This window comes from Winslowiella sp. 2C04, assembly GCF_050037805.1.
Taxonomy (GTDB): Bacteria; Pseudomonadota; Gammaproteobacteria; order Enterobacterales; family Enterobacteriaceae; genus Erwinia; species Erwinia toletana_A.
This window is the reverse complement of sequence record NZ_CP188300.1, coordinates 4085027-4104453: the sequence shown is the minus strand read 5'-3', so window position 1 is coordinate 4104453 and position 19427 is coordinate 4085027. Positions and strand designations below refer to the sequence as shown.

18 protein-coding genes are annotated in these 19427 nt (G+C 49.3%); all 18 read left to right on the top strand.

Annotation, left to right across the window (positions count from 1 at the left end; all coding sequences use genetic code 11):
• Positions 1 to 2: 2 nt before the first annotated feature.
• The 18 genes from tssC to ACP3TC_RS18520 all read left to right on the top strand — a co-directional run bounded on the left by tssC (position 3) and on the right by ACP3TC_RS18520 (position 19215).
• Positions 3 to 1496, top strand: a complete 1494-nt coding sequence (tssC, locus tag ACP3TC_RS18605; RefSeq protein WP_426817018.1) for a type VI secretion system contractile sheath large subunit — start codon at positions 3 to 5, stop codon at positions 1494 to 1496.
• A gap of 83 nt (positions 1497 to 1579) precedes the next feature.
• Positions 1580 to 2017 carry a T6SS amidase immunity protein Tai4 family protein gene (locus ACP3TC_RS18600; protein WP_426817017.1) on the top strand — a complete coding sequence of 146 codons (438 nt, stop codon included), beginning with the start codon at positions 1580 to 1582 and terminating at the stop codon, positions 2015 to 2017.
• Positions 2018 to 2100: 83 nt separating this feature from the next.
• Positions 2101 to 2223, top strand: a complete 123-nt coding sequence (locus ACP3TC_RS18595; RefSeq protein WP_426817016.1) for a hypothetical protein — start codon at positions 2101 to 2103, stop codon at positions 2221 to 2223.
• Between the two features lie 17 nt (positions 2224 to 2240).
• Positions 2241 to 2711 carry an Hcp family type VI secretion system effector gene (locus tag ACP3TC_RS18590; RefSeq protein WP_313855517.1) on the top strand — a complete coding sequence of 157 codons (471 nt, stop codon included), beginning with the start codon at positions 2241 to 2243 and terminating at the stop codon, positions 2709 to 2711.
• A 144-nt stretch (positions 2712 to 2855) separates the two neighbouring features.
• Positions 2856 to 3332, top strand: a complete 477-nt coding sequence (locus ACP3TC_RS18585; RefSeq protein ID WP_313855518.1) for a type VI secretion system amidase effector protein Tae4 — start codon at positions 2856 to 2858, stop codon at positions 3330 to 3332.
• Between the two features lie 20 nt (positions 3333 to 3352).
• Complete coding sequence (locus ACP3TC_RS18580; protein ID WP_313857572.1) at positions 3353 to 3679, top strand: T6SS amidase immunity protein Tai4 family protein; 327 nt, start codon at positions 3353 to 3355, stop codon at positions 3677 to 3679.
• A 71-nt stretch (positions 3680 to 3750) separates the two neighbouring features.
• Complete coding sequence (locus ACP3TC_RS18575) at positions 3751 to 4125, top strand: T6SS amidase immunity protein Tai4 family protein (protein WP_426817015.1); 375 nt, start codon at positions 3751 to 3753, stop codon at positions 4123 to 4125.
• A gap of 244 nt (positions 4126 to 4369) precedes the next feature.
• Positions 4370 to 4738 carry a hypothetical protein gene (locus tag ACP3TC_RS18570; protein WP_426817014.1) on the top strand — a complete coding sequence of 123 codons (369 nt, stop codon included), beginning with the start codon at positions 4370 to 4372 and terminating at the stop codon, positions 4736 to 4738.
• A 79-nt stretch (positions 4739 to 4817) separates the two neighbouring features.
• Positions 4818 to 6446 (top strand): type VI secretion system-associated FHA domain protein TagH, encoded by a 1629-nt coding sequence (gene tagH / locus ACP3TC_RS18565; RefSeq protein ID WP_426817013.1) that lies wholly within the window; start codon positions 4818 to 4820, stop codon positions 6444 to 6446.
• On the top strand, positions 6446 to 7240 hold the full coding sequence (locus ACP3TC_RS18560) for a PP2C family protein-serine/threonine phosphatase (protein WP_426818301.1): 795 nt from the start codon (positions 6446 to 6448) through the stop codon (positions 7238 to 7240). The genes tagH and ACP3TC_RS18560 overlap by 1 nt, the downstream gene beginning before the upstream one ends.
• Before the next feature lie 13 nt (positions 7241 to 7253).
• On the top strand, positions 7254 to 8225 hold the full coding sequence (locus ACP3TC_RS18555; protein ID WP_426817012.1) for a hypothetical protein: 972 nt from the start codon (positions 7254 to 7256) through the stop codon (positions 8223 to 8225).
• Positions 8226 to 8249: 24 nt separating this feature from the next.
• Positions 8250 to 8831 (top strand): type VI secretion system baseplate subunit TssE, encoded by a 582-nt coding sequence (gene tssE, locus ACP3TC_RS18550; RefSeq protein WP_426817011.1) that lies wholly within the window; start codon positions 8250 to 8252, stop codon positions 8829 to 8831.
• 2 nt (positions 8832 to 8833) lie between these two features.
• A complete protein-coding gene (gene tssF / locus ACP3TC_RS18545) occupies positions 8834 to 10708 on the top strand; it encodes a type VI secretion system baseplate subunit TssF (protein ID WP_426817010.1) in 1875 nt (624 codons plus the stop codon).
• Entirely contained in the window at positions 10705 to 11760 is a 1056-nt protein-coding gene (tssG, locus tag ACP3TC_RS18540; protein WP_426817009.1) for a type VI secretion system baseplate subunit TssG, read from the top strand. Before tssF ends, tssG begins: the two co-directional genes overlap by 4 nt.
• Positions 11761 to 11839: 79 nt before the next feature.
• Positions 11840 to 14449 carry a type VI secretion system ATPase TssH gene (gene tssH, locus ACP3TC_RS18535; protein WP_426817008.1) on the top strand — a complete coding sequence of 870 codons (2610 nt, stop codon included), beginning with the start codon at positions 11840 to 11842 and terminating at the stop codon, positions 14447 to 14449.
• Positions 14450 to 14478: 29 nt separating this feature from the next.
• A complete protein-coding gene (locus ACP3TC_RS18530; protein WP_313855528.1) occupies positions 14479 to 15897 on the top strand; it encodes a serine/threonine protein kinase in 1419 nt (472 codons plus the stop codon).
• A gap of 40 nt (positions 15898 to 15937) precedes the next feature.
• Positions 15938 to 18496: a type VI secretion system tip protein TssI/VgrG gene (gene tssI / locus ACP3TC_RS18525; protein ID WP_426817007.1), complete on the top strand. Its 2559-nt coding sequence runs from the start codon at positions 15938 to 15940 to the stop codon at positions 18494 to 18496.
• Complete coding sequence (locus tag ACP3TC_RS18520) at positions 18493 to 19215, top strand: hypothetical protein (protein ID WP_313855531.1); 723 nt, start codon at positions 18493 to 18495, stop codon at positions 19213 to 19215. The genes tssI and ACP3TC_RS18520 overlap by 4 nt, the downstream gene beginning before the upstream one ends.
• Positions 19216 to 19427 lie beyond the last annotated feature (212 nt).

Genomic DNA, 19427 nt, shown 5'->3' with positions numbered 1-19427 from the left:
TGATGAATCAACTACAGCCCGAGCAATCTGTGCAGCAGTTTAGTGAAGACCAATTTAGCGCCCTGTTAAACAAAGAGTTTCGACCGAAAAGCGATCAGGCACGGGCAGCCGTTGAAAGCGCGGTAAAGACTCTGGCACAGCAGGCTCTCGAACACAGCCTGACGCTATCCAATGATGCTTACCGAACTATCCAGGCGTTAATAGCCGAAATTGATCAAAAGCTGTCTCAGCAGATCAACCAGATTATTCATCACCCGGATTTTCGCCAGCTGGAAGGTGCATGGCGCGGGCTGAGCTATCTGGTGAATAACACCGAGAGTGATGAAATGCTCAAAGTGCGCTTTATCAGCATCTCAAAGCGTGAGCTGGGGCGCACGCTGAAGCGTTATAAAGGTGTCAGTTGGGACCAAAGCCCAATTTTTAAAAAGGTCTATGAAGAGGAGTATGGCCAGTTCGGCGGCGAGCCTTTCGGCTGTCTGGTGGGAGATTACTATTTCGATCACAGCCCGCAGGACGTGGAGTTACTCGGCGAAATGGCACGTATTGGTGCGGCTTCTCACTGCCCGTTTATCAGCGGAACGGCGGCAGGTATTATGCAGATGGAGTCCTGGCAGGAGCTGGCTAATCCACGTGATCTGAGCAAAATTTTTCAGAACACCGAGTATGCCGCGTGGCGCAGCCTGCGTGAATCTGAGGATGCGCGTTACCTCGGTCTGGTGATGCCGCGTTTTCTTTCACGCCTGCCCTACGGTATTCGCACCAATCCGGTTGATAACTTTAATTTTGAAGAGCAGTGTGACGGCGCTGACCACAGTAATTACACCTGGAGCAATGCGGCCTATGCGATGGCGGCAAACATTAATCGATCGTTTAAACAGTATGGCTGGTGCACCTCAATACGCGGAGTGGAATCCGGCGGTGCAGTCGAGAATCTGCCAGCACATACATTTCCGGGTGATGATGGTGGGGTTGATTTAAAGTGCCCGACGGAAATCGCTATCAGCGATCGCCGTGAAGCGGAGCTGGCGAAAAACGGATTTATACCGCTGGTACACCGCAAGAACTCTGACTTTGCCGCCTTTATCGGTGCACAGTCATTGCAGAAGCCCGCGGAGTATCACGATAGCGATGCCACCGCCAACGCTCGTCTCGCGGTACGTTTACCCTATCTGTTCGCCTGCTGCCGTTTTGCTCATTATCTGAAGTGTATTGTCCGCGACAAAATCGGCTCTTTTCGCGAGCGTGACGAAATGCAGCACTGGTTGAATAACTGGGTGATGAATTATGTCGATGGCGATCCGAAAAATTCCTCACAGGAGACTAAAGCGCGTAAACCACTGGCGGCAGCAGAAGTGGTGGTGGAAGAAAGTGAAGACACGCCTGGGTATTACGCGGCGAAATTCTTTCTGCGTCCGCATTATCAGCTGGAAGGCTTAACGGTTTCTTTGCGGCTGGTTTCTAAATTGCCATCGCTAAAATCGGGTGATATGGGTTAACCGTTATGCGCCATATTATTTGAAAATAAGCGGGCTAAGTACGAAGACAGTTATGTCCAGAAGAATTTTTTTTTTGCAGTAAGATGTGCAGCAAGAACAGATTAATTCACTTAAAACGTATACTCGTTTCTTTTCAACCTTGTGCTGAAGGAATCAAGAATTCTGTTAGCTTTATAAAACGCATGCCTTACTATCAGGTGGTAAAAGATTTAACTCTCACCCGATGTATTGCTCAGTTATCATCTGAAAATAAAATATTTTCAGATGATGCGGCGAGAACGGCAAACGCTATGCGTGAATGGATGCCATATAACATTGATTCAGGAGATATAAAGATAAATGCAATTATTAACTCCTTTAAATCGAAAGAGAATTATTTCTATAATGACTCGGGAGTAATATCAAACGGATATATTATCAATTGCCTGAGGCTTTATCATAGCGCTGAACTGGATAAGTTATCCAAAGAGGTTATCGATAATGATCCTTTCAGCAATTGGTATCAGGACAACGCTAAGTAACTAATTTGACCCTATCTCTATGGTCATACCCTCTGAATAATCACATGTAGCAGCGATATTCAGGATCGCGGCAAAGGTAAAACATGGAACGTTTTATTTTACCCCATGATTTTCTGCATGCCATATCAGTGCTTTATCTCTACCCGATATCTGAAGTAACTGCTGAAGCATCAGCAGTTTCAGGTGCAAGGGTAAAGCAAAATTAACTTAAGAGTAGATAATTATGCCTATTGATATGTTTATGAAAGTTGACGGTGTGACCGGTGAATCGAAAGATGCCAATCACGTCGGCTGGACAGATATTAGCTCTTTTTCCTGGGGAGCATCACAACAAGGCAGTTCAGGTGATGCAGCGGGAAAAGTCAGTTTCACTAATCTTCATATTACAACATTGATTGATAAATCTGTTACGGCACTACTGCAGTTTTGCTCTAACGGAAAAAGGGTGAAGAACATTGAGCTTTCGCTGTGTAAAGCCGGAGGGCAACAGGTTGAATATGCGAAGATTACGCTGGAGGATGTGCTGGTCACTTCAGTTGATTATAGCGGTGCAACCAAGAACGATACGCTTGGTATCACCTATAGTTTTCAGGGTGCCAGAGTAAGACAACAGTATTGGGAGCAAACCAGCTCTGGCGGTCGAGGTGCGGAAACCAGTATGGGATGGGATATTAAAGGGAACAGAGAGATGTAAGTAACTGGCAATCTCTCAAATTGGGAGATTGCTATTTTACTATGGCTTGAGCAGTATTGATATTATTTGACTATATTAATGACATCTTAGAAATTCATAATCTCTATGGTTTGGGTTTTCTAAAGCGTAATAGAGGTATTTGATATGGAAAGACCTTTATTTTTAAATGTCTGGCAGCGGTTTAGTGAGATCAATGTATCAGTTGATAAGGTTGGAGAGATAATTGGTGGAAGTGTAGGGGTAAATATAAGATTGGGTGTTAATGATCCTGTTGCAGGTTTTACAAATGCATGCGCTATTAGAATGAGTTATGCATTAAATTACTCTAATAATAGAATAAAAAGAGGTGTATGGAAAACTGTTTCTGGTGCTGACAGGAACTGGTATATATATCGTGTAAAAGACCTTATTGCATATCTTATTGAAGAGTATGGGCCTCCAGAAATTGTAATACAATACCCTACAGGAGCAGACTTTCAGGGGGTAAAAGGAATATTGATTTTCTCGGTTAATGGTTGGCGGGATGCCAGCGGACACGTGACATTGTGGAATGGATCATTATGTTCTGACAGATGTTACTTTCCGGTATCCAGTGAGGCATCATTATGGTTATTAGACTGATTATTTTGATCTTCATCTCGATGATCTCACTTCAGCTACCCGCAAAAATCAACGACTCGGCACAGCAATATATCAAAAACTATGCATTCAGTACCTGCATTGCTCAGGGTTATAAGAGTCGTGAGGTAAAAGATGATGCTGCTGCTGCTGCAAGAGGCTATCTGGAGTTTGGCGATTACTCACTATCTGCTTACACTGCTGCCAGAGAGTTGGGAAAAAAATTTTTAGCTAAAAACTATTTAAGTGAATCAGGACAACCGATGACAATGGCGAAATGTTTAGATTTTTTCCATAGCAGCGAACTGAATGATTTAATTATGGAGTATCGGGATAAACAGGATAATTAGACAATCAGAAAATATGACGGAAATTTTCTCAACCTCAATGCGCAGCATTTTATCAGTGAGATTACTGCGCTATGAAATTTAAAATGAACATATTTATTATCATTTTTTTATGTGCCATCTCGTTACCCGCAATTTCTGTTACTCCTCCTTCCCCTGAAGGTTTGTCACAGAAAGCTATTTTTAATAACTGGTTGATTGATCGCTGTATTGGTAAGATTGATTCTGAAAGTAAATTAATGGATGACGCCTTTAAAAGCGCCGCAGTTTGGTTAGAACTCAGTAAGTTGCCAGTCGAGGCATTTAATGAAGGTGATATTCTTATTGAGGAGTATCTAAGATTAAAATTAGACGGTTCGGTAAAAAGTAATTACAACGTACTCAAGTGTACCTTGCTTTTAAGTAGTGGTGAGGCAATTTCTATTTTCGATAAATATTATATGCCCTGATTAAACAAGTGATAATGTATCCGTCAATTAATTATCTGGCAGTTTGAGCTTTTTTCAGTTTAACTAAATTTTTAAATGTTTAGGTATTGTTTTTATATATTCGCGATAACTTCCTGACCGTTACAAGTAAAAATCTATCATTTAGATTGATAATCTATAAAACTATGCTTCGCAATATACAGAGAGTATTAATTGCATAAACCAGCAATGAACTAAGGATATTATTCAAAATTAAGGGATTAACATGAGGTTTTTATCGAAAATATCGATTTTTATTTTTATGATTTTATCGTCTTTTAACAGTATGGCGGAAATTTCCTCAATCTTTAATGGTCGCCATTTTACTATCGAGATTGAGTCGCAATGTGATATTACCACTGAAAATTGTGAAAACGTCAGGTTTCACTCGGTGAGCCTGGCTACCGGTGGTTCGCTTTATTTGCAGGGGCGGGCGGTAAAACTATCAGGTGATAAACCTGTGATTGGTTACCATTTTAATCATGGTGAATATAGTTATCTGTTATCTCCTGCTATTACCAATATTAACTATTGGCACCTGATGGTATTAAATCAGAATAAGTTAGTGGCAGAAGACTCCGGAATAATGAAGTAGTTCTTAACAAGACCGCTCTCACCTGAAGGTTGCGGATTTATGGCTGGAAAGGTGAACACCTCAACCGCAGGAAAACGTTATGCGATTTACGATTATAACCATCAAAAATGGTCATCAGCCGCCGCAGAGCCGTTGTGATTTTCTGCCGCCTGGCGGCACGATTGGCCGGGGAATCGATAATAATCTGGTACTGCCAGATGATGAGCGCACAATATCCCGTTTGCAGGCCATTGTTCATATCACTGCCGAAGGGGATTGCCGTATTACTAATCGCGGTAATGTTACTCGCGTCATACTCAACGATATTCCTCTGGAGCGCGGCCGACAGGTCGATTTGCAGGATGGCGATATTATTGGAATTGATGATTATCGTTTGCAGGTAAACGATCTCAAAGTGGATGTGCCGGTAACTGTCGCGGACAGGCCAGCAATGGCATCGCCGCCACCCGTGAAAATATGCGCATCCACGTCTGTTCCCGGTGAGATTTGGGACGATCTGGTGCAGGAGTTTGCAGCCGCTGGCAACATTTCCGGCCCGAAGGTATCGTCAGTGGAGAGAGAGGCGAATCCGTTCACCGAACCTGTCTGCATTGATCGTAATCCTCTTGATCCGCTGTCGCTGCTGGCAGATCAGAGCGTGACGCTGATTCCAGAACAGCGGCAGCGCTTGCCAGAAGAGTTATTCTGTAACGATCCGCTGTTTCAAACTGACAGCCTGTTTGCCGATCCCACGCCCAGCACTTTGCTGCAACCCTCTGATCAAACGAAGGTTGAACGGTCACTTAATACCTATCAGGAGCAACAGGATCCGCTGGCGCTATTTGGCTCGACGCAGCTTAGCCTCGATCCGCTTGGATTGATGATGGCGGAGACGGCGCTGAGCGATGATGCGGTTGGTTTGCCGAATTCATCGCCGCTGGTGCCAACTGCCGTTGTTCCACCTCACAGCGATCCGCAGTATGACGGTATTACCTTACCCACGCCGCAGGCGGTAGCGCGGACGGTAACGCCGGCGCCAAAAGGGCGTCTGCGCATCGACCCGGTAGCAAATAATGTTGCGCATCAGTCGTCACAGCCGGACAGCAGCGAAGCGTTGCAAGGGGAGTTATTGCAGGCATTGATAAATGGTATGGGATTAAACGATATGCAGCCGACGCCGCGTTTTGAACCCCATAATATGGAGCAGCTCGGGCAGATGCTCAGTATGTTTTCACAGGGCACGGTGGCGCTACTCTCTTCCCGCTCAATTCTCAAGCGTGGTGTCAAAGCAGAAATGACGGTGATCCTTGATGAAGCGAATAATCCTTTCAAGCTGTTACCGTCGGGCAAAACGGTGTTGATGCAGATGTTCGGCAGCAGGATGCCAGGTTTTATGCCGCCTACCCAATCGGTGCGTGATGCGCTGGTTGATCTGCAGGCGCACCAGCTTGGCATGATCGCCGGGATCCGCGCCATCATCGCCTCAATGCTGCAATCTTTTAATCCTGAACAGCTCGAGCAGGAGGCGCGCAGCGAGGGAATAACGTCGCGCCTGTCATTTCCGCGCAGCCGGAAAGCGACGTTGTGGGAGCAGTACAGCAGGCGCTACCAGCAAATTGCCGGCGAAATCGAAGATGACTTTCACACGTTGTTTGGTGAGGCCTTCTTACATGCCTACGACATGGAAGTTAACCAGTTTAAAGACTCTCAGGATCGATTGGATAAATGATGAATATCACCGTTGCATCAATGTCGAATCAGGGCGATCGCGAATCTAATCAGGATCAGACGGGAGAAATTATTGGTGAGCGCTCCGCTTGCTTTGTGGTGTGCGACGGCGTGGCGGGTTTTCCCGGTGGGGAGGTGGCGGCAAAACTGGCCTGCAATACGCTGGTTAATGGCTTTGACGGCCAGCAGCATCTCGATGCCCAGCATATTCGTCAGTATGTGACGGAGGCTAATCACGCGATACGCCAGCAGCAGAAAGCACAACCGCAGTACTGCCGCATGGGCACCACTATGGTCAGTTTATTTATTGACCGCGATTATCAGCTGGCTTACTGGGCACACGCAGGCGACAGCCGCCTGTATCTTTTTCGCCGTGGTTACCTTGTTCATATCACCCTCGATCACAGTCTGGTGCAGCAGATGAAGGATGCCGGGCATCAAACCGAGGGTATTAACAGCAATCTGCTCTATTTTGCACTTGGCATGGGCGATGAGGAACGCGATGCCAGTTACAGCGATGTAGTGCCGATTGAAGATGGTGATGTGTTCCTGCTCTGTACGGATGGCTTCTGGCATGAAGTCTCCCGGCAGCATATGCAGCAGGCATTACATATGGTGAATACCCCGCAAGAGTGGCTGACTTTGATGCATCAGATAGTAAAGAAAACTGATGAACGCATCGACGTCAGGCAGGACAACTACAGTGCCATCGCCGTCTGGATAGGATCGCCACAGGACACCACGCTGCTGCACTCGCTGTCAGAGACGGCACAGTTTTTTCCCATTCGCGATTGAGCTAAGGAAAGCTATGAAATTCAGTATGTTATTAATGTTAACGCTGCTGGCCGCGTTTAACGTCAGTGCACAGGATTATCGCGTGGTCTTTTCTCCCTCATTAAAGCTGGAGGTGTGGATTGACGACCAGGCGGATACCAGCCCGGCAGGCTGGTGTGCGGCAGAGCTGCCGGTGCGCATTGTGTCTACCGGCTCTGAACAGCCCGCCGTGCTCAATGACTTCTTGCCGCGCGTGGGCAGTCTGCTGGAAAAACAGTGTCCTGCTCTTACTCAACTGAAATGGCAAATGAATGATGGCGATGGCAAAAAGCTGGCGCAGGGAAGCGCGTCGAAAGCGGAAAGCTGGGGGCTGCGTGTTGAGACTACCGCCAGCGAAACCACGGCCCCACCGGTGAGCCCATCAATCGAGGTGCTGCCTGCGGCTGTTGCTGCAGATACCACACCGTGGCTTCAGTTTAGTTTGATTGAAGGATGCCATTTTCGGGGTTATTGGGGGGAAAACAGCACCGCCAGCGCGTTGTTTGTGCCAGCGAAACAGGGTGCGCAATGTGGCAGTGATGGCTGGCTGAGTGGTCAGAGCCAGGTGACGCAAATTGAGCAGGGCGCGGCCAAAAATCTTAACGCTATCTTTCTGCAAGGTTTTCAGGTGCAGGGACTGAAGAGCACGGCCATCGACGATAACCTGACAATTACCACCGTTAATAATCAACGGATGGTGCTGCATCACAGCGAGTCGCCTGACAGCTGGATGATTTTACCTTATATCAGCCAGCTCAGCGGCTGGCAGACAGATGGCACTATTGCGATTCAGCTTGCTCAGGCAGAGGTTAAAGATGAAGAGCATTTGCAAGCGCTGCTCGGTGAGGTGCGAAAAGTCTGGTCGCCGCACATTGCCGATGAGACGGCATTGACCCTGGTGCTGGTTGAGACATTACAGCCCCAACTTAAAGATCCTACCGTCGGTGCCTGGCGCACCATCAAATAACTTTCGGCAGCAAAGAGACTCAGGATGAGTGACCTTTTCAACGGACGTAATGCACTGAGTAGCCGCGAAATACTGTATGCGGGGTATCAGGCGCGTAATAAAAAGCAGTCGCTGAACGCGCGCGACACTATGCAACCCTCATTACTGGATCGACTTACCGATAACCAGCCCGACAAACAGCAGGAATTGCCCGGCAACCGATTGATTACCCAAAGTGAATTGCGCCGCAACGTACTGCGCGACTTGCAGTGGCTGTTTAATGCGGTAAGCAGTGAAAGCCAGCTTAACCTGCATCCTTTTATCCATATTCAGCGTTCCACCTTTAATTTTGGCCTCGCGCCACTGGCTGGCAAGCGAATGAGTGATATTCAATGGCCCGATTTACAACGCAAAATTACGGCGGCAATTCTGCATTTTGAACCCAGAATAATACCGCAGGAACTGCTGGTCGATTGTCTGTCCAGCGGTAAGCCATGCGAATTGCATAATCAGTTATCGATTGAAATTCGTGGTCGACTCTGGTGTGTGCCATACCCGCTTGAGTTTCTGTTTCGCAGTGAAGTCGATCTGGAAAATGGTCATTTCGAGCTGCAGGATGTGGGTTAACTATGGACAGTAAACTGCTCGAATATTACAACCGTGAACTGGCCTATTTACGTGAGATGGGTGCCGAGTTTGCTGAACGCTTCCCCAAAGTGGCCGGCAGGCTGGGGATGCAGGGAATTGACGTCGCTGACCCATATGTCGAGCGTTTAATGGAAGGTTTTGCCTTTCTGACCTCACGGGTGCAGCTCAAAATGGATGCGCAGTTCCCGCGCTTTTCCCAATATTTACTGGAAATGATCGCCCCTAATTATCTGGCTCCGACTCCTTCAATGGCGATTGCACAGCTGCATCCTGACAGTCGTAAGGGCGATCTCAGCAATGGGTTTCGCGTACCGCGCGGTAGCATGATGGAAAGCCTGACGTTGAAAAAAGAGGGGATAACCTGTAGCTATACCACCGCTCAGGAAGTGATATTGCAGCCACTGCGGGTCAAAAATGTCGAGTTGGGTGGCGTGCCGGCAGATATTCCGCTGGGTCAGTTGGGGCTTAACCAGCGTGGTGCCGTAAGTGCATTACGTATTCAGCTTGAATGTTTCGATAACGTCGTGCTGAGCCACCTCAGCTTTGACCATCTGATGTTTTTCCTGAGCGGCCCGGATATTCAGGCACAGCAATTACTTGAGCTGGTCATACAGCATCGGGTTGGCCTGTTTTGCCGGATCGATGGCGTGCAACCGCAGCACATCATACTGGATGATGAGGCGTTGGTGCATGAGGGATTTGCCGCCCATCAGGCGCTGTTACCCGATGACTTACGTAACTTCGACGGCTACCGTCTGTTGCAGGAGTATTTTGCTTTTCCGGCGCGCTACCAGTTTATCAGCGTGAACCAACTGCAGCAGGTAGTGAAGTGCAGTAGCGGAATGCGCGGATTCGAAATTATTGTCCTGCTGGATAAGAGTGATATTGCCCTCGAGCGGATAGTCGATACCAGTTATCTGGCGCTGCACTGTACGCCGGTGATCAATCTTTTTCCGAAACTTACCGAGCGGCAAAACATCAGCGAAAGCCTCAATGAATACCATCTGGTGGTCGATAATATTCGCCCACTGGACTACGAAATTTTTTCAGTTCAGAAGTTATTTGCCAGCAGTAGCAGCCAGCGTGAAGAGCAAGTTTTCCGCCCGTTCTGGCACACTTTCAGTCAGGATAATGGTGATTATGGCGCTTATTTTTCGCTGCGCCGTGAGCCACGCACCTTGTCGGAAAATGCCGGACGCTATGGCACGCGCACCGGCTATATCGGCTCCGAAGTGTTTCTGTCACTGGTTGATGCGCATCACTCACCGTGGCATCAGGATCTGCGCTATCTGACTGCCGAAGTCACCTGTACCAGTCGTGATTTGCCCCTGTTATTTCTGCAACAGGATCAAGCAAATTTTGTCATGTCTGATTCGGTGCCGATATGCCAGCTTAGCCTGTGTAAAGGGCCGACATCACCACGTCCGGCATTAGCGGAAGGAGAAATAACCTGGCGGTTAATCAGCCATTTACAGATGAATTATCTCAGCCTGATGGATGGTGATGACGGGCAGGGCGCTGCGGCGTTACGTCAGCTGCTGGGTTTGTACGCCAATCTTGCTGAAGCCGCGGTTGCCCGACAGATCGAGGGTATTCGCCACTGTCAGCTTCAGGCTGTCTACCGGCGAGTGCCGCAACCGGGGCCCATGGTTTCGGCACGTGGCATCGCCATTGAGCTGAATGTTGATGAGCAGGCGTTTTCCGGCTCCAGCCCATGGCTGCTGGGCAGTGTGCTGGAGCGTGTCTTCTCTCGTCTGGTGGCAATTAACAGCTTTACGGAATTGACGCTGACCAGCCAGCAGCGTGGTGAAGTGGGTTACTGGCCGCCGCGCCTCGGCAAAAGGTCGCTGATATGAGCCAGCCAGCGGATGCCAGGCAAAGCCCGTCCCGGCGTTTATCTGAGGACTTTTGGCCGTTATTAATTGCTACGCCCTGGCGCTATGACCTGTTCCAGCTGCTGCGCCGGATTGATGCCCAGGGTGGTGAGCGCTATCCACTCGGACGAGCACCGCTTCCCCATCATGAACCCCTGCGTATTGGTCAGCGGCCTTCGCTGGCATTTGCGCCATCAACGCTGGCTGGCGTGGCAGCACGGAAAAACTCGCCGCTGCACGATGTATCAATTTACAGCTTTGGCCTGTTCGGGCCGAATGGTCCGTTGCCTTTGCATCTGACTGAATATGCCCGTGAGCGTATTGATCATCATCAGGATCCTGGCCTCGCCTCATTCGTAGATCTGTTTCACCATCGTCTGACGCTGTTGTTTTATCGCGCCTGGGCTGATGCGCAACCTACCGTTTCGCTCGACAGGCAGGATCACCAGTACTTCGAGCGCTACCTCGCCAGTCTGACCGGAATGGGGCAGCCTGCTCAGCTTAATGCCGGTGGGCTGTATGCCCATGCACGCTATGCGCTGGCTGGTCATCTCAGCCGTCACGGCCGTGATGCGCAGGGAATGGTGAAAATATTACGTCACTACTTTGACATCCCGGTACAGCTGGTGGAAAACGTGGCTCACTGGCAGCCGATTGATCGTCGCGATCGCACGCGTCTGGCGGCGGGTCGGGCGGCACCTCGCCTCGGAAAAAGTACCTTTCTCGGGATTGCGACGCGTGATGTGCAGCATAAATTTCGCATTGAACTGGGTCCGCTAACGCTGGTGTCTTATCGCCACTTTTTGCCGGATCGGCGTGGCGCACAGCAGTTAAGCGCATGGGTCCGGCAATATCTCGGTATTGAATTTGTCTGGGAACTACGCCTGATCCTTGCTGCGGATGCGCTGCATGGTGTGACGCTGGGTGGGCAAAGTCGTCTTGGCTTTGACTGCTGGCTGGGTCTGCCTGACAAAGCGCAGCCACGCGGAGATTTTATCTTTATCCCTGAGGAACAAAAAACCTCGATCAACTAATCGTGCCAGTAAGTCATTAAACCTCCTGCTCACTATTTCAGTTTTCCCCTTTCTCCTCATTATTCTATCGGGACACACTATGTCAGAAATCAGCCGTGCCGTGCTTTTCGGTAAACTGGATAAGCCACTATTGACCTCGCTGGAAAGCGCTACCGCGTTTTGCAAACTGCGCGGCAATCCTTATGTTGAGATCGTTCACTGGCTGCATCAGCTGATGCAACATGATGGCGATCTTCAGCGGCTTATCCGTCATTTTTCACTGGATGAAGCCGCCCTGATGCGCGATATCGTCGCTGCGCTGGATCGCTTGCCGAGAGGTGCAAGTGCGGTTTCCGATCTCTCTGAACATATCGACAGCGCCGTTGAGCGCGCCTGGGTTTATACCTCACTGAAATTTAACGCGGCGGAGATTCGGGGCGGTCATTTGCTGATCGGCATTCTGAAAACCTTCAATCTTGCCAATCTGTTAAAAAGCATTTCACCACAGTTCAGCGTCATCGGTGCGGAAGCGTTAATTGAACAGTTCACGCAGATCTTTCCTGATGTGACTCAGGGGGATATTGCCACGCACGCCGAACCGGGGCAGATAGCAACGCCAGCAGGTGCGAGCACGCTGGCACAGTATGCGCAGAATCTCACTGCCAGCGCGCGTCAGGGCGAGATTGACGCGGTAGTCGGGCGCGATGACGAGATTCGCCAGCTGATCGACATTCTGTTACGTCGCCGCCAGAACAACCCGTTACTTACCGGCGAAGCGGGCGTGGGTAAGACCGCGGTAGTGGAAGGACTGGCGCTGCGCATCGCCGCCGGTGAAGTACCGGAACCTTTGCGGCAGGTGCAACTCTGGCTGCTGGATATCGGACGGTTGCAGGCGGGAGCCGGGGTAAAAGGCGAGTTTGAATCGCGTTTGCAGGCGTTAATTGGCGAAGTTCATGCTAGTGCATTGCCGGTTATCCTTTTTATCGACGAAATTCATAGCCTGGTGGGAGCAGGAGGACAGCAAGGCACTGGCGATGCGGCTAATTTATTAAAACCGGCGCTGGCGCGTGGGCAACTGCGAACCATCGGTGCCACCACCTGGGCAGAGTACAAGAAATATATTGAGAAAGACCCGGCGCTGACGCGTCGTTTTCAGACGGTACAGGTGAGTGAGCCGGACGAGAGCACGGCGGTGCTGATGCTGCGCAGTACCGTGGCGGCGCTGGAGAAACATCATCGGATACTGCTGCTGGATGACGCCGTTCAGGCGGCGGTACGGTTGTCGCACCGCTATATACCTGCCCGTCAATTGCCGGATAAAGCCATAGCGCTGCTGGATACTGCCTGCGCCCGTGTTGCTATCGGTCAGGCGGTCAGACCGGCACCTCTTGAGGATTGTTTTCATCGTATTGCGGCGTTACAGATTGAGCGACAGATCGCCGAACGCGAAGCCAGAGTGGCACTGGGGGATATTGCGCGTCTGGCTGCCATTGATGATGAACTCAGCGCGCTGAATGTTGAATGTCAGCAGTTAACTGCGCGCTGGCAGCAGGAGCGTACGCTGATCGAAACGCTGATGGCGCTGCGCGCTCAGTTGCAGCAGAAACATATCGCTGAAAGCGGCGCACTCCATCAGCAACTAACGGATATACAACTGCAACTGCACGAAATGCAGGGTGATACACCGCTGCTGTTTGCTGCAGTAGATGCCAGTGTCGTGGCCGCCGTAGTCTCTGACTGGACCGGTATTCCGCTGGGCCGTATGGTGAAAAACGAGATTGAAGCGGTGCTGAATCTCACCGACACCCTCAGCCAACGGGTGGTCGGTCAGCGCCACGCGCTGGAGATGATAGCTAAACGGGTGAGAACTTCGCGCGCGCGCCTTGATGATCCGCATAAGCCGGTTGGTGTTTTTCTGCTGTGTGGCCCATCCGGCGTCGGAAAAACCGAAACCGCACTGGCGCTGGCAGAGTCGCTGTACGGTGGCGAACAGAACCTGATCACCATCAATATGAGCGAGTTTCAGGAGGCGCACAGCGTTTCAACGCTGAAAGGCGCACCACCCGGCTATATCGGATATGGCGAGGGTGGGGTATTAACTGAAGCGGTACGGCGCCGCCCTTACAGCGTGCTGTTGCTGGATGAGATTGAAAAAGCGCATCCGGACGTGCATGAAATATTTTTTCAGGTTTTTGATAAGGGCTGGATGGAAGACGGCGAAGGGCGGCATATCGACTTTCGTAACACCATTATTATTTTAACCTCCAATACCGGCAGCCGCGCCATCAGCACGCTGTGTGCTGACCAGCAGCAACCTCCCACGCCTGACACGCTATGTGCTGCGTTGCGCGCTCCGTTACTGGAGGTGTTCCCGGCAGCATTGCTGGGACGCTTACTGGTGGTGCCTTATTACCCGTTAAACGATGCGGTGATGGCCAGCATCGTCCAGCTGCAACTGAGCCGTATTCAGCAGCGTTTGCGACAAAACCATAACATCAGCTCGCAAGTCGATGACGGTGTTATCTCCAGGATTGTGCAGCGTTGCAGCGAAGTGGAATCAGGGGGCCGTACGGTTGACGCCATTCTTACCAACACTCTGTTACCACAAATCAGCCAACTACTGCTGTCTGCCTGCGCCCGCGGCGAGCAATTTCGACGTCTGCATATTGGCTTCGAACACGATGAGTTTCACTGTCAGTTTCAGGTTTAAAGCTATTCGCTATCAGAGAGTTATCTATTATGTCGCAACAAGATAATAACCGGGTAGTCGCGCATGCGTTACCGGTTGGCTACCGTTTTAATGAGTTTGAAATTCAGCAGGTACTTGGCGGTGGAGGTTTCGGAATTGTCTACCGCGCCTGGGACCATCAATTAAAACGCAACATTGCCATTAAGGAGTTTATGCCAGCTTCGCTGGCGGTGCGTAATGAAGAGTTAAAACTGGTATTGCGCAGCGAACGTTTCAGTAAAACGTTCCACGCCGGGCTTAACAGCTTTATTCAGGAGGCGCGTTTGCTGGCGCGATTTAATCATCCGAACTTGCTGCATGTGCTGAGGTTTTGGGTGCAGAACGACACGGCTTATATGGGGACACAGTATTACAGTGGCACCACCCTTTCCCAGATGCAGGCTCAGCATCCTGAATTAATTAATGAAACCTGGATTCGCAACCTGCTCGCTCCGCTATTTGGTGCCATTAACACCATACATCAGGCGGGTTATCTGCATCGCGATATCTCGCTGGATAATATCCAGATTCAGGAAGATATGACGCCAGTATTACTCGACTTTGGTTCGGCGCGTAAAACCATCAGTAATCTCTCCGATGAAACCGAAACCATGTTGAAGCCGGGTTTTGCGCCAATTGAACAGTACAGCGACAACAATGAGAGTGAGCAGGGACCATGGACCGATATCTATGCGCTTGGTGCGGTGCTGCATACCTTAATCACCGGCTCACCACCGCCAGTCAGTGTGGTACGCAGTATTGAGGATAGCTATCAGCCACTGACCGAACGGCGTCCGGCTGGCTATTCGCTGCCGATGCTGCACGCGATTGATTGCGCGCTGGCGTTAAAGCCGGAAGAACGCCCGCAGAGTACCGAACAGATGGCGGCAATAATGGTGCTGCCGCCTGAGACGTTGCCCCAGTTATCGGAGGAAAAAGCTGCCGGAGCGCCGCTGTTGCCGGTGGCATTGATCGAGTCTGCAACAGACGACAAACCGCGATGGTTTCTTCCACGTCGCTTTTGGGTGCCGGCCATGATTGCCGCAGGGGTACTGGTGGGGGCGATATTAGGCGGAGTGATCCGAGGTAGCGGCAGTCATCCGCCAGCCTTGCCAGCGTCAGCGGTGGCCGGTGAAAGCAGTGAGGTGGTGAATCCCCCGGCGCTTATCAGTGAAAACGTTGCCGCGCCGCCTGAACCAGAGAAAGAGCCAACACCACCGATTGCGCAGATCTATATCAAACTGCTGGCTGGTGATGAGGTATGGCTAAACGGCAGTCGGCAGGCGCTGGTACCGGCCGCCAATGGTTTTGCCCGCTTGCAACTGCCGGCAGGTGAGTATCAGTTCAGCATTGATAATCAGGGCCAGAAGCGCGAGCAAAAAATCAATATTGATCGCGAAGGAACCTGGCTGCTCAGCCCACAACTCTGATGCGACTTACTGCGTAAATTCGCTTATTTAGGGAATAGCTATGACTGAAAGGATTACAGCAACACTGCCAATGGATGGCCTGCTTTTCTGGAAGCTTGAAGGAGAAGAGGCGCTTTCGGAGGCATTTACTTTACAGGTGACCTTACTCAGCACCGATGCGCGCATTGAGCGCCACGCGCTGTTGGGCCAACCAATCACCTTATCGATCCCCGTCCAGGGGCTACTGGCGACACGCTATCTGAATGGCAAAATCACCCGGATAAAAGTGCACAGCGAGGACCTGAATGGAACGCGCTATGCGGTTTATTCACTGACGATGGAGCCTGATCTCTGGCCGATGAAGCGTGACAGAAATCTGCGCATTTTTCAGAACCAGACGGTGCCGCAAATTATCAAAAGTTTGCTGCAGGAATACAACGTAACGATAGAAGACAAACTTAGCGGCAACTATCGCCTGTGGGAATACTGTGTTCAGTACCAGGAAAGCAGCTTTAATTTTATCAGCCGCCTGATGGAACTGGAGGGTATTTACTACTTTTTCCGCCATCAACAGGATCAGCATGCGATGGTGCTGATGGACACGGTGAGTCAGCATCAGCCTGTTCCCGGCTATGAATTTATCCCCTACCACGTTACTGCTTCCGGCGGCGTTACCAGTGAGGAAGGAGTCAGCCAGTGGGCGCTTGAGGATCACGTCACGCCGGGAATATACAGCCTGGATGACTATGATTTTCGCCAGCCTAATGCGTGGCTGTTCCAGGCCCGGCAGAATCCGGTATCTCCAGTGCCGGGTGAAATCGATGTTTATGACTGGCCGGGACATTTTGTCGAACACCAGCATGGTGAAAACTATGCCCGCATTCGCCAGCAGGTCTGGCAGGCCGGACATCAGAAAATCAGCGGCAGCGGCACGGCGTTGGGTATTGCGCCGGGCCACACCTTTCTGCTGCATAACGCGCCCTGGCTGAGCGATAACGGGGAATATCTGACGATTAAAGCAGAGTATCAATTTGCGGAAAATCGCTACGCCAGCGGCAGTGATAACCTAAGTGAAAAGCGGATTACGTTTAGCGTCATTCCGGCTGACTGCCCCTTTCGTGCGCCGCCGAAAAGCCCATGGCCGAAAACCTGTGGGCCACAAACGGCGAAAGTGGTTGGGCCGCAAGGCGAGTCGATCTGGACGGATAAATATGGCCGCATTAAGGTGAAATTCCACTGGGATCGGCAGGCGAAGGGCGACGACAGCAGCTCTTGTTGGGTACGTGTTTCCAGTGCCTGGGCCGGGCAGGGGTTCGGCGGCGTGCAGATCCCGCGGGTGAATGATGAAGTGGTGATTGACTTTATCAACGGCGATCCCGATCGCCCGATGGTGATTGGCCGGGTGTATAACGAAGCCAGCATGCCGCCGTGGTCGCTGCCGGCGGCGGCAACGCAAATGGGATTTATCAGCCGCTCGAAAGACGGCACGCCAGACAACGCTAATGCACTGCGTTTTGAAGACAAAGCCGGTGCCGAGCAGGTATGGGTCCAGGCCGAGCGCAATATGGATACGCATATTAAGCATGACGCCAGCAACCATATTGGCAGCAATCATAGCCACTTTGTCGGAGCCAGCGAACAGCGGCGGGTGGCAGAGAATCAGATGCAGGCGGTAAAAGGCACAAGGGAACTATTGACCGGTAAAGCGAAGCTGGACGCAGTGGTCGACGAGCATGTGCTGGCATCCGGAAGGTTGCTGAGGCTGGAATGTGGCAAAAGCGCGATAGAATTAACCGCAGCGGGAAACATTAATCTGGTGGGCACGGGATTTAATATTTTCGTTGAGGGGGATGGTCAAATTACTACCAGTGGCGGTGAGTTAGCGCTGAATGTTGCCGGCAGTATTTCGGCTATTAATGCGCCTGGCGATGGACATCGTGATCTTATTTTGCAGGCGGTAGAGGAGAAGTTTTTTCCGGAGAAGGAGCAGAAGAGCAGGAAGCCAAGCTTAAGAGGAAATCAAGTTCATAAAAAATTAACTTCTGATAAAGTTAACTCCATTATAGTCGCTTCTGATAATGAAATTTTTCATAAAATATCCGCGGTAGTTTTTAAAAATGAAGGTGGGTATGTTAATGATCCTAATGATTCTGGAGGGGCAACCAATAAGGGAATATCCTGGAAAACATGGAGGAAGTTTGCTAAAGAGGATCTTGACCTGGAACCAACATTGGATAATTTAAAGAAAATCTCTAACGAACAAGCTGAAATTATATATAAAAAAAGATATTGGGATGCTGGAGGTTTTGATAAAATTCAGAACCCTAAACTCGCGTTAATGTCGTATGACTGGACAATCACTTCGGGTGGCGCAGGAAAGAAAATCCAGAAGTTGCTTAATGAGGAATTTAATCAAAATTTATCATTAGATGGAGTTATAGGGCCTAAGACAATTCAAGCAATGAATAGTGTAGGAGATAGCAGTATTCTCACGTCAAGAATTACAGATATAAGAAAGGAATATTATAGAGAATTAGCAGTCAATGAAACTAAAAATGTTAAGTTTTTGACTGGCTGGCTTAATCGTGTAGATAATTGTTCAGAGGTTATATTAGAATGAAATTTTCAATGTCTTATCTTATTTTGCTTTATACTTTTCTCTCTCCGTCGTCATTTGCACTCGAAAATTTCACGGGGAAATGGTATGGAGAAGTTTTCTATGATAATAAGAAAATACCAGAGTCTACCTTTGAGCTACAGCTCATACAGAACCTACAAAAGGTGAGTGGGCGCTACTGTTTTATCACAAAATATGGTAATCGTATTGACTGCGTGAATGATGATGAGATAAATATTAAAGGAGTAGCACAAAGTAAATATATTTCACTTGTAACCTTTAACTCATCTTTTGGTGGAAAAGATGGAAAAGCCAAGTTAACTATCGAGGGTGATCATTTAAAGTGGACGGTTTTAACTCTACCAATGCATGGTAAGTATTATATTCCTAAAGAGTATCTTTTAACCAGGAAGGCTGCCGAAACCCATTCGCATAATACCTTAGAAACCAAAGATTATATTGTGACAGTAACGAATAATTGTGAGGTTGTGAGTAAGCCGTGTAATAATGTTTCATATCTTGGTATCAGAAAGTCTGATAATAATGTGATAAATCTTTCTGGAACATCATTTTATTCTGTCAACTACTCTGGTGTTGTTTCGGGATATGAGTTTTCTAATAAAGAATTCAGTTATCGAGTTTATCTGGATGAGGCTAAGATAGAGATCATAAAAGATAATAAGATTATTTTTTCTCAAAAGGGAGTGTGGAAGGATAAATAGCTTTTTTCACGTTGTTACGCGTTGTTATCTCCTGGGTTTACTCTATGTCTGAATGGTATCCAAACCTCTTTGATTGCTGAGAAAAATGTGCTGATACCCGATGGAGTTCAGAGGCGGTTCAAGCGGGATGCGCCATAAATTTATCGTTCAGAGAATTTAGATGAAATTTTAAATGGAGATTTTTATAAGTTAAAAGAGTGCTTATGGTAATT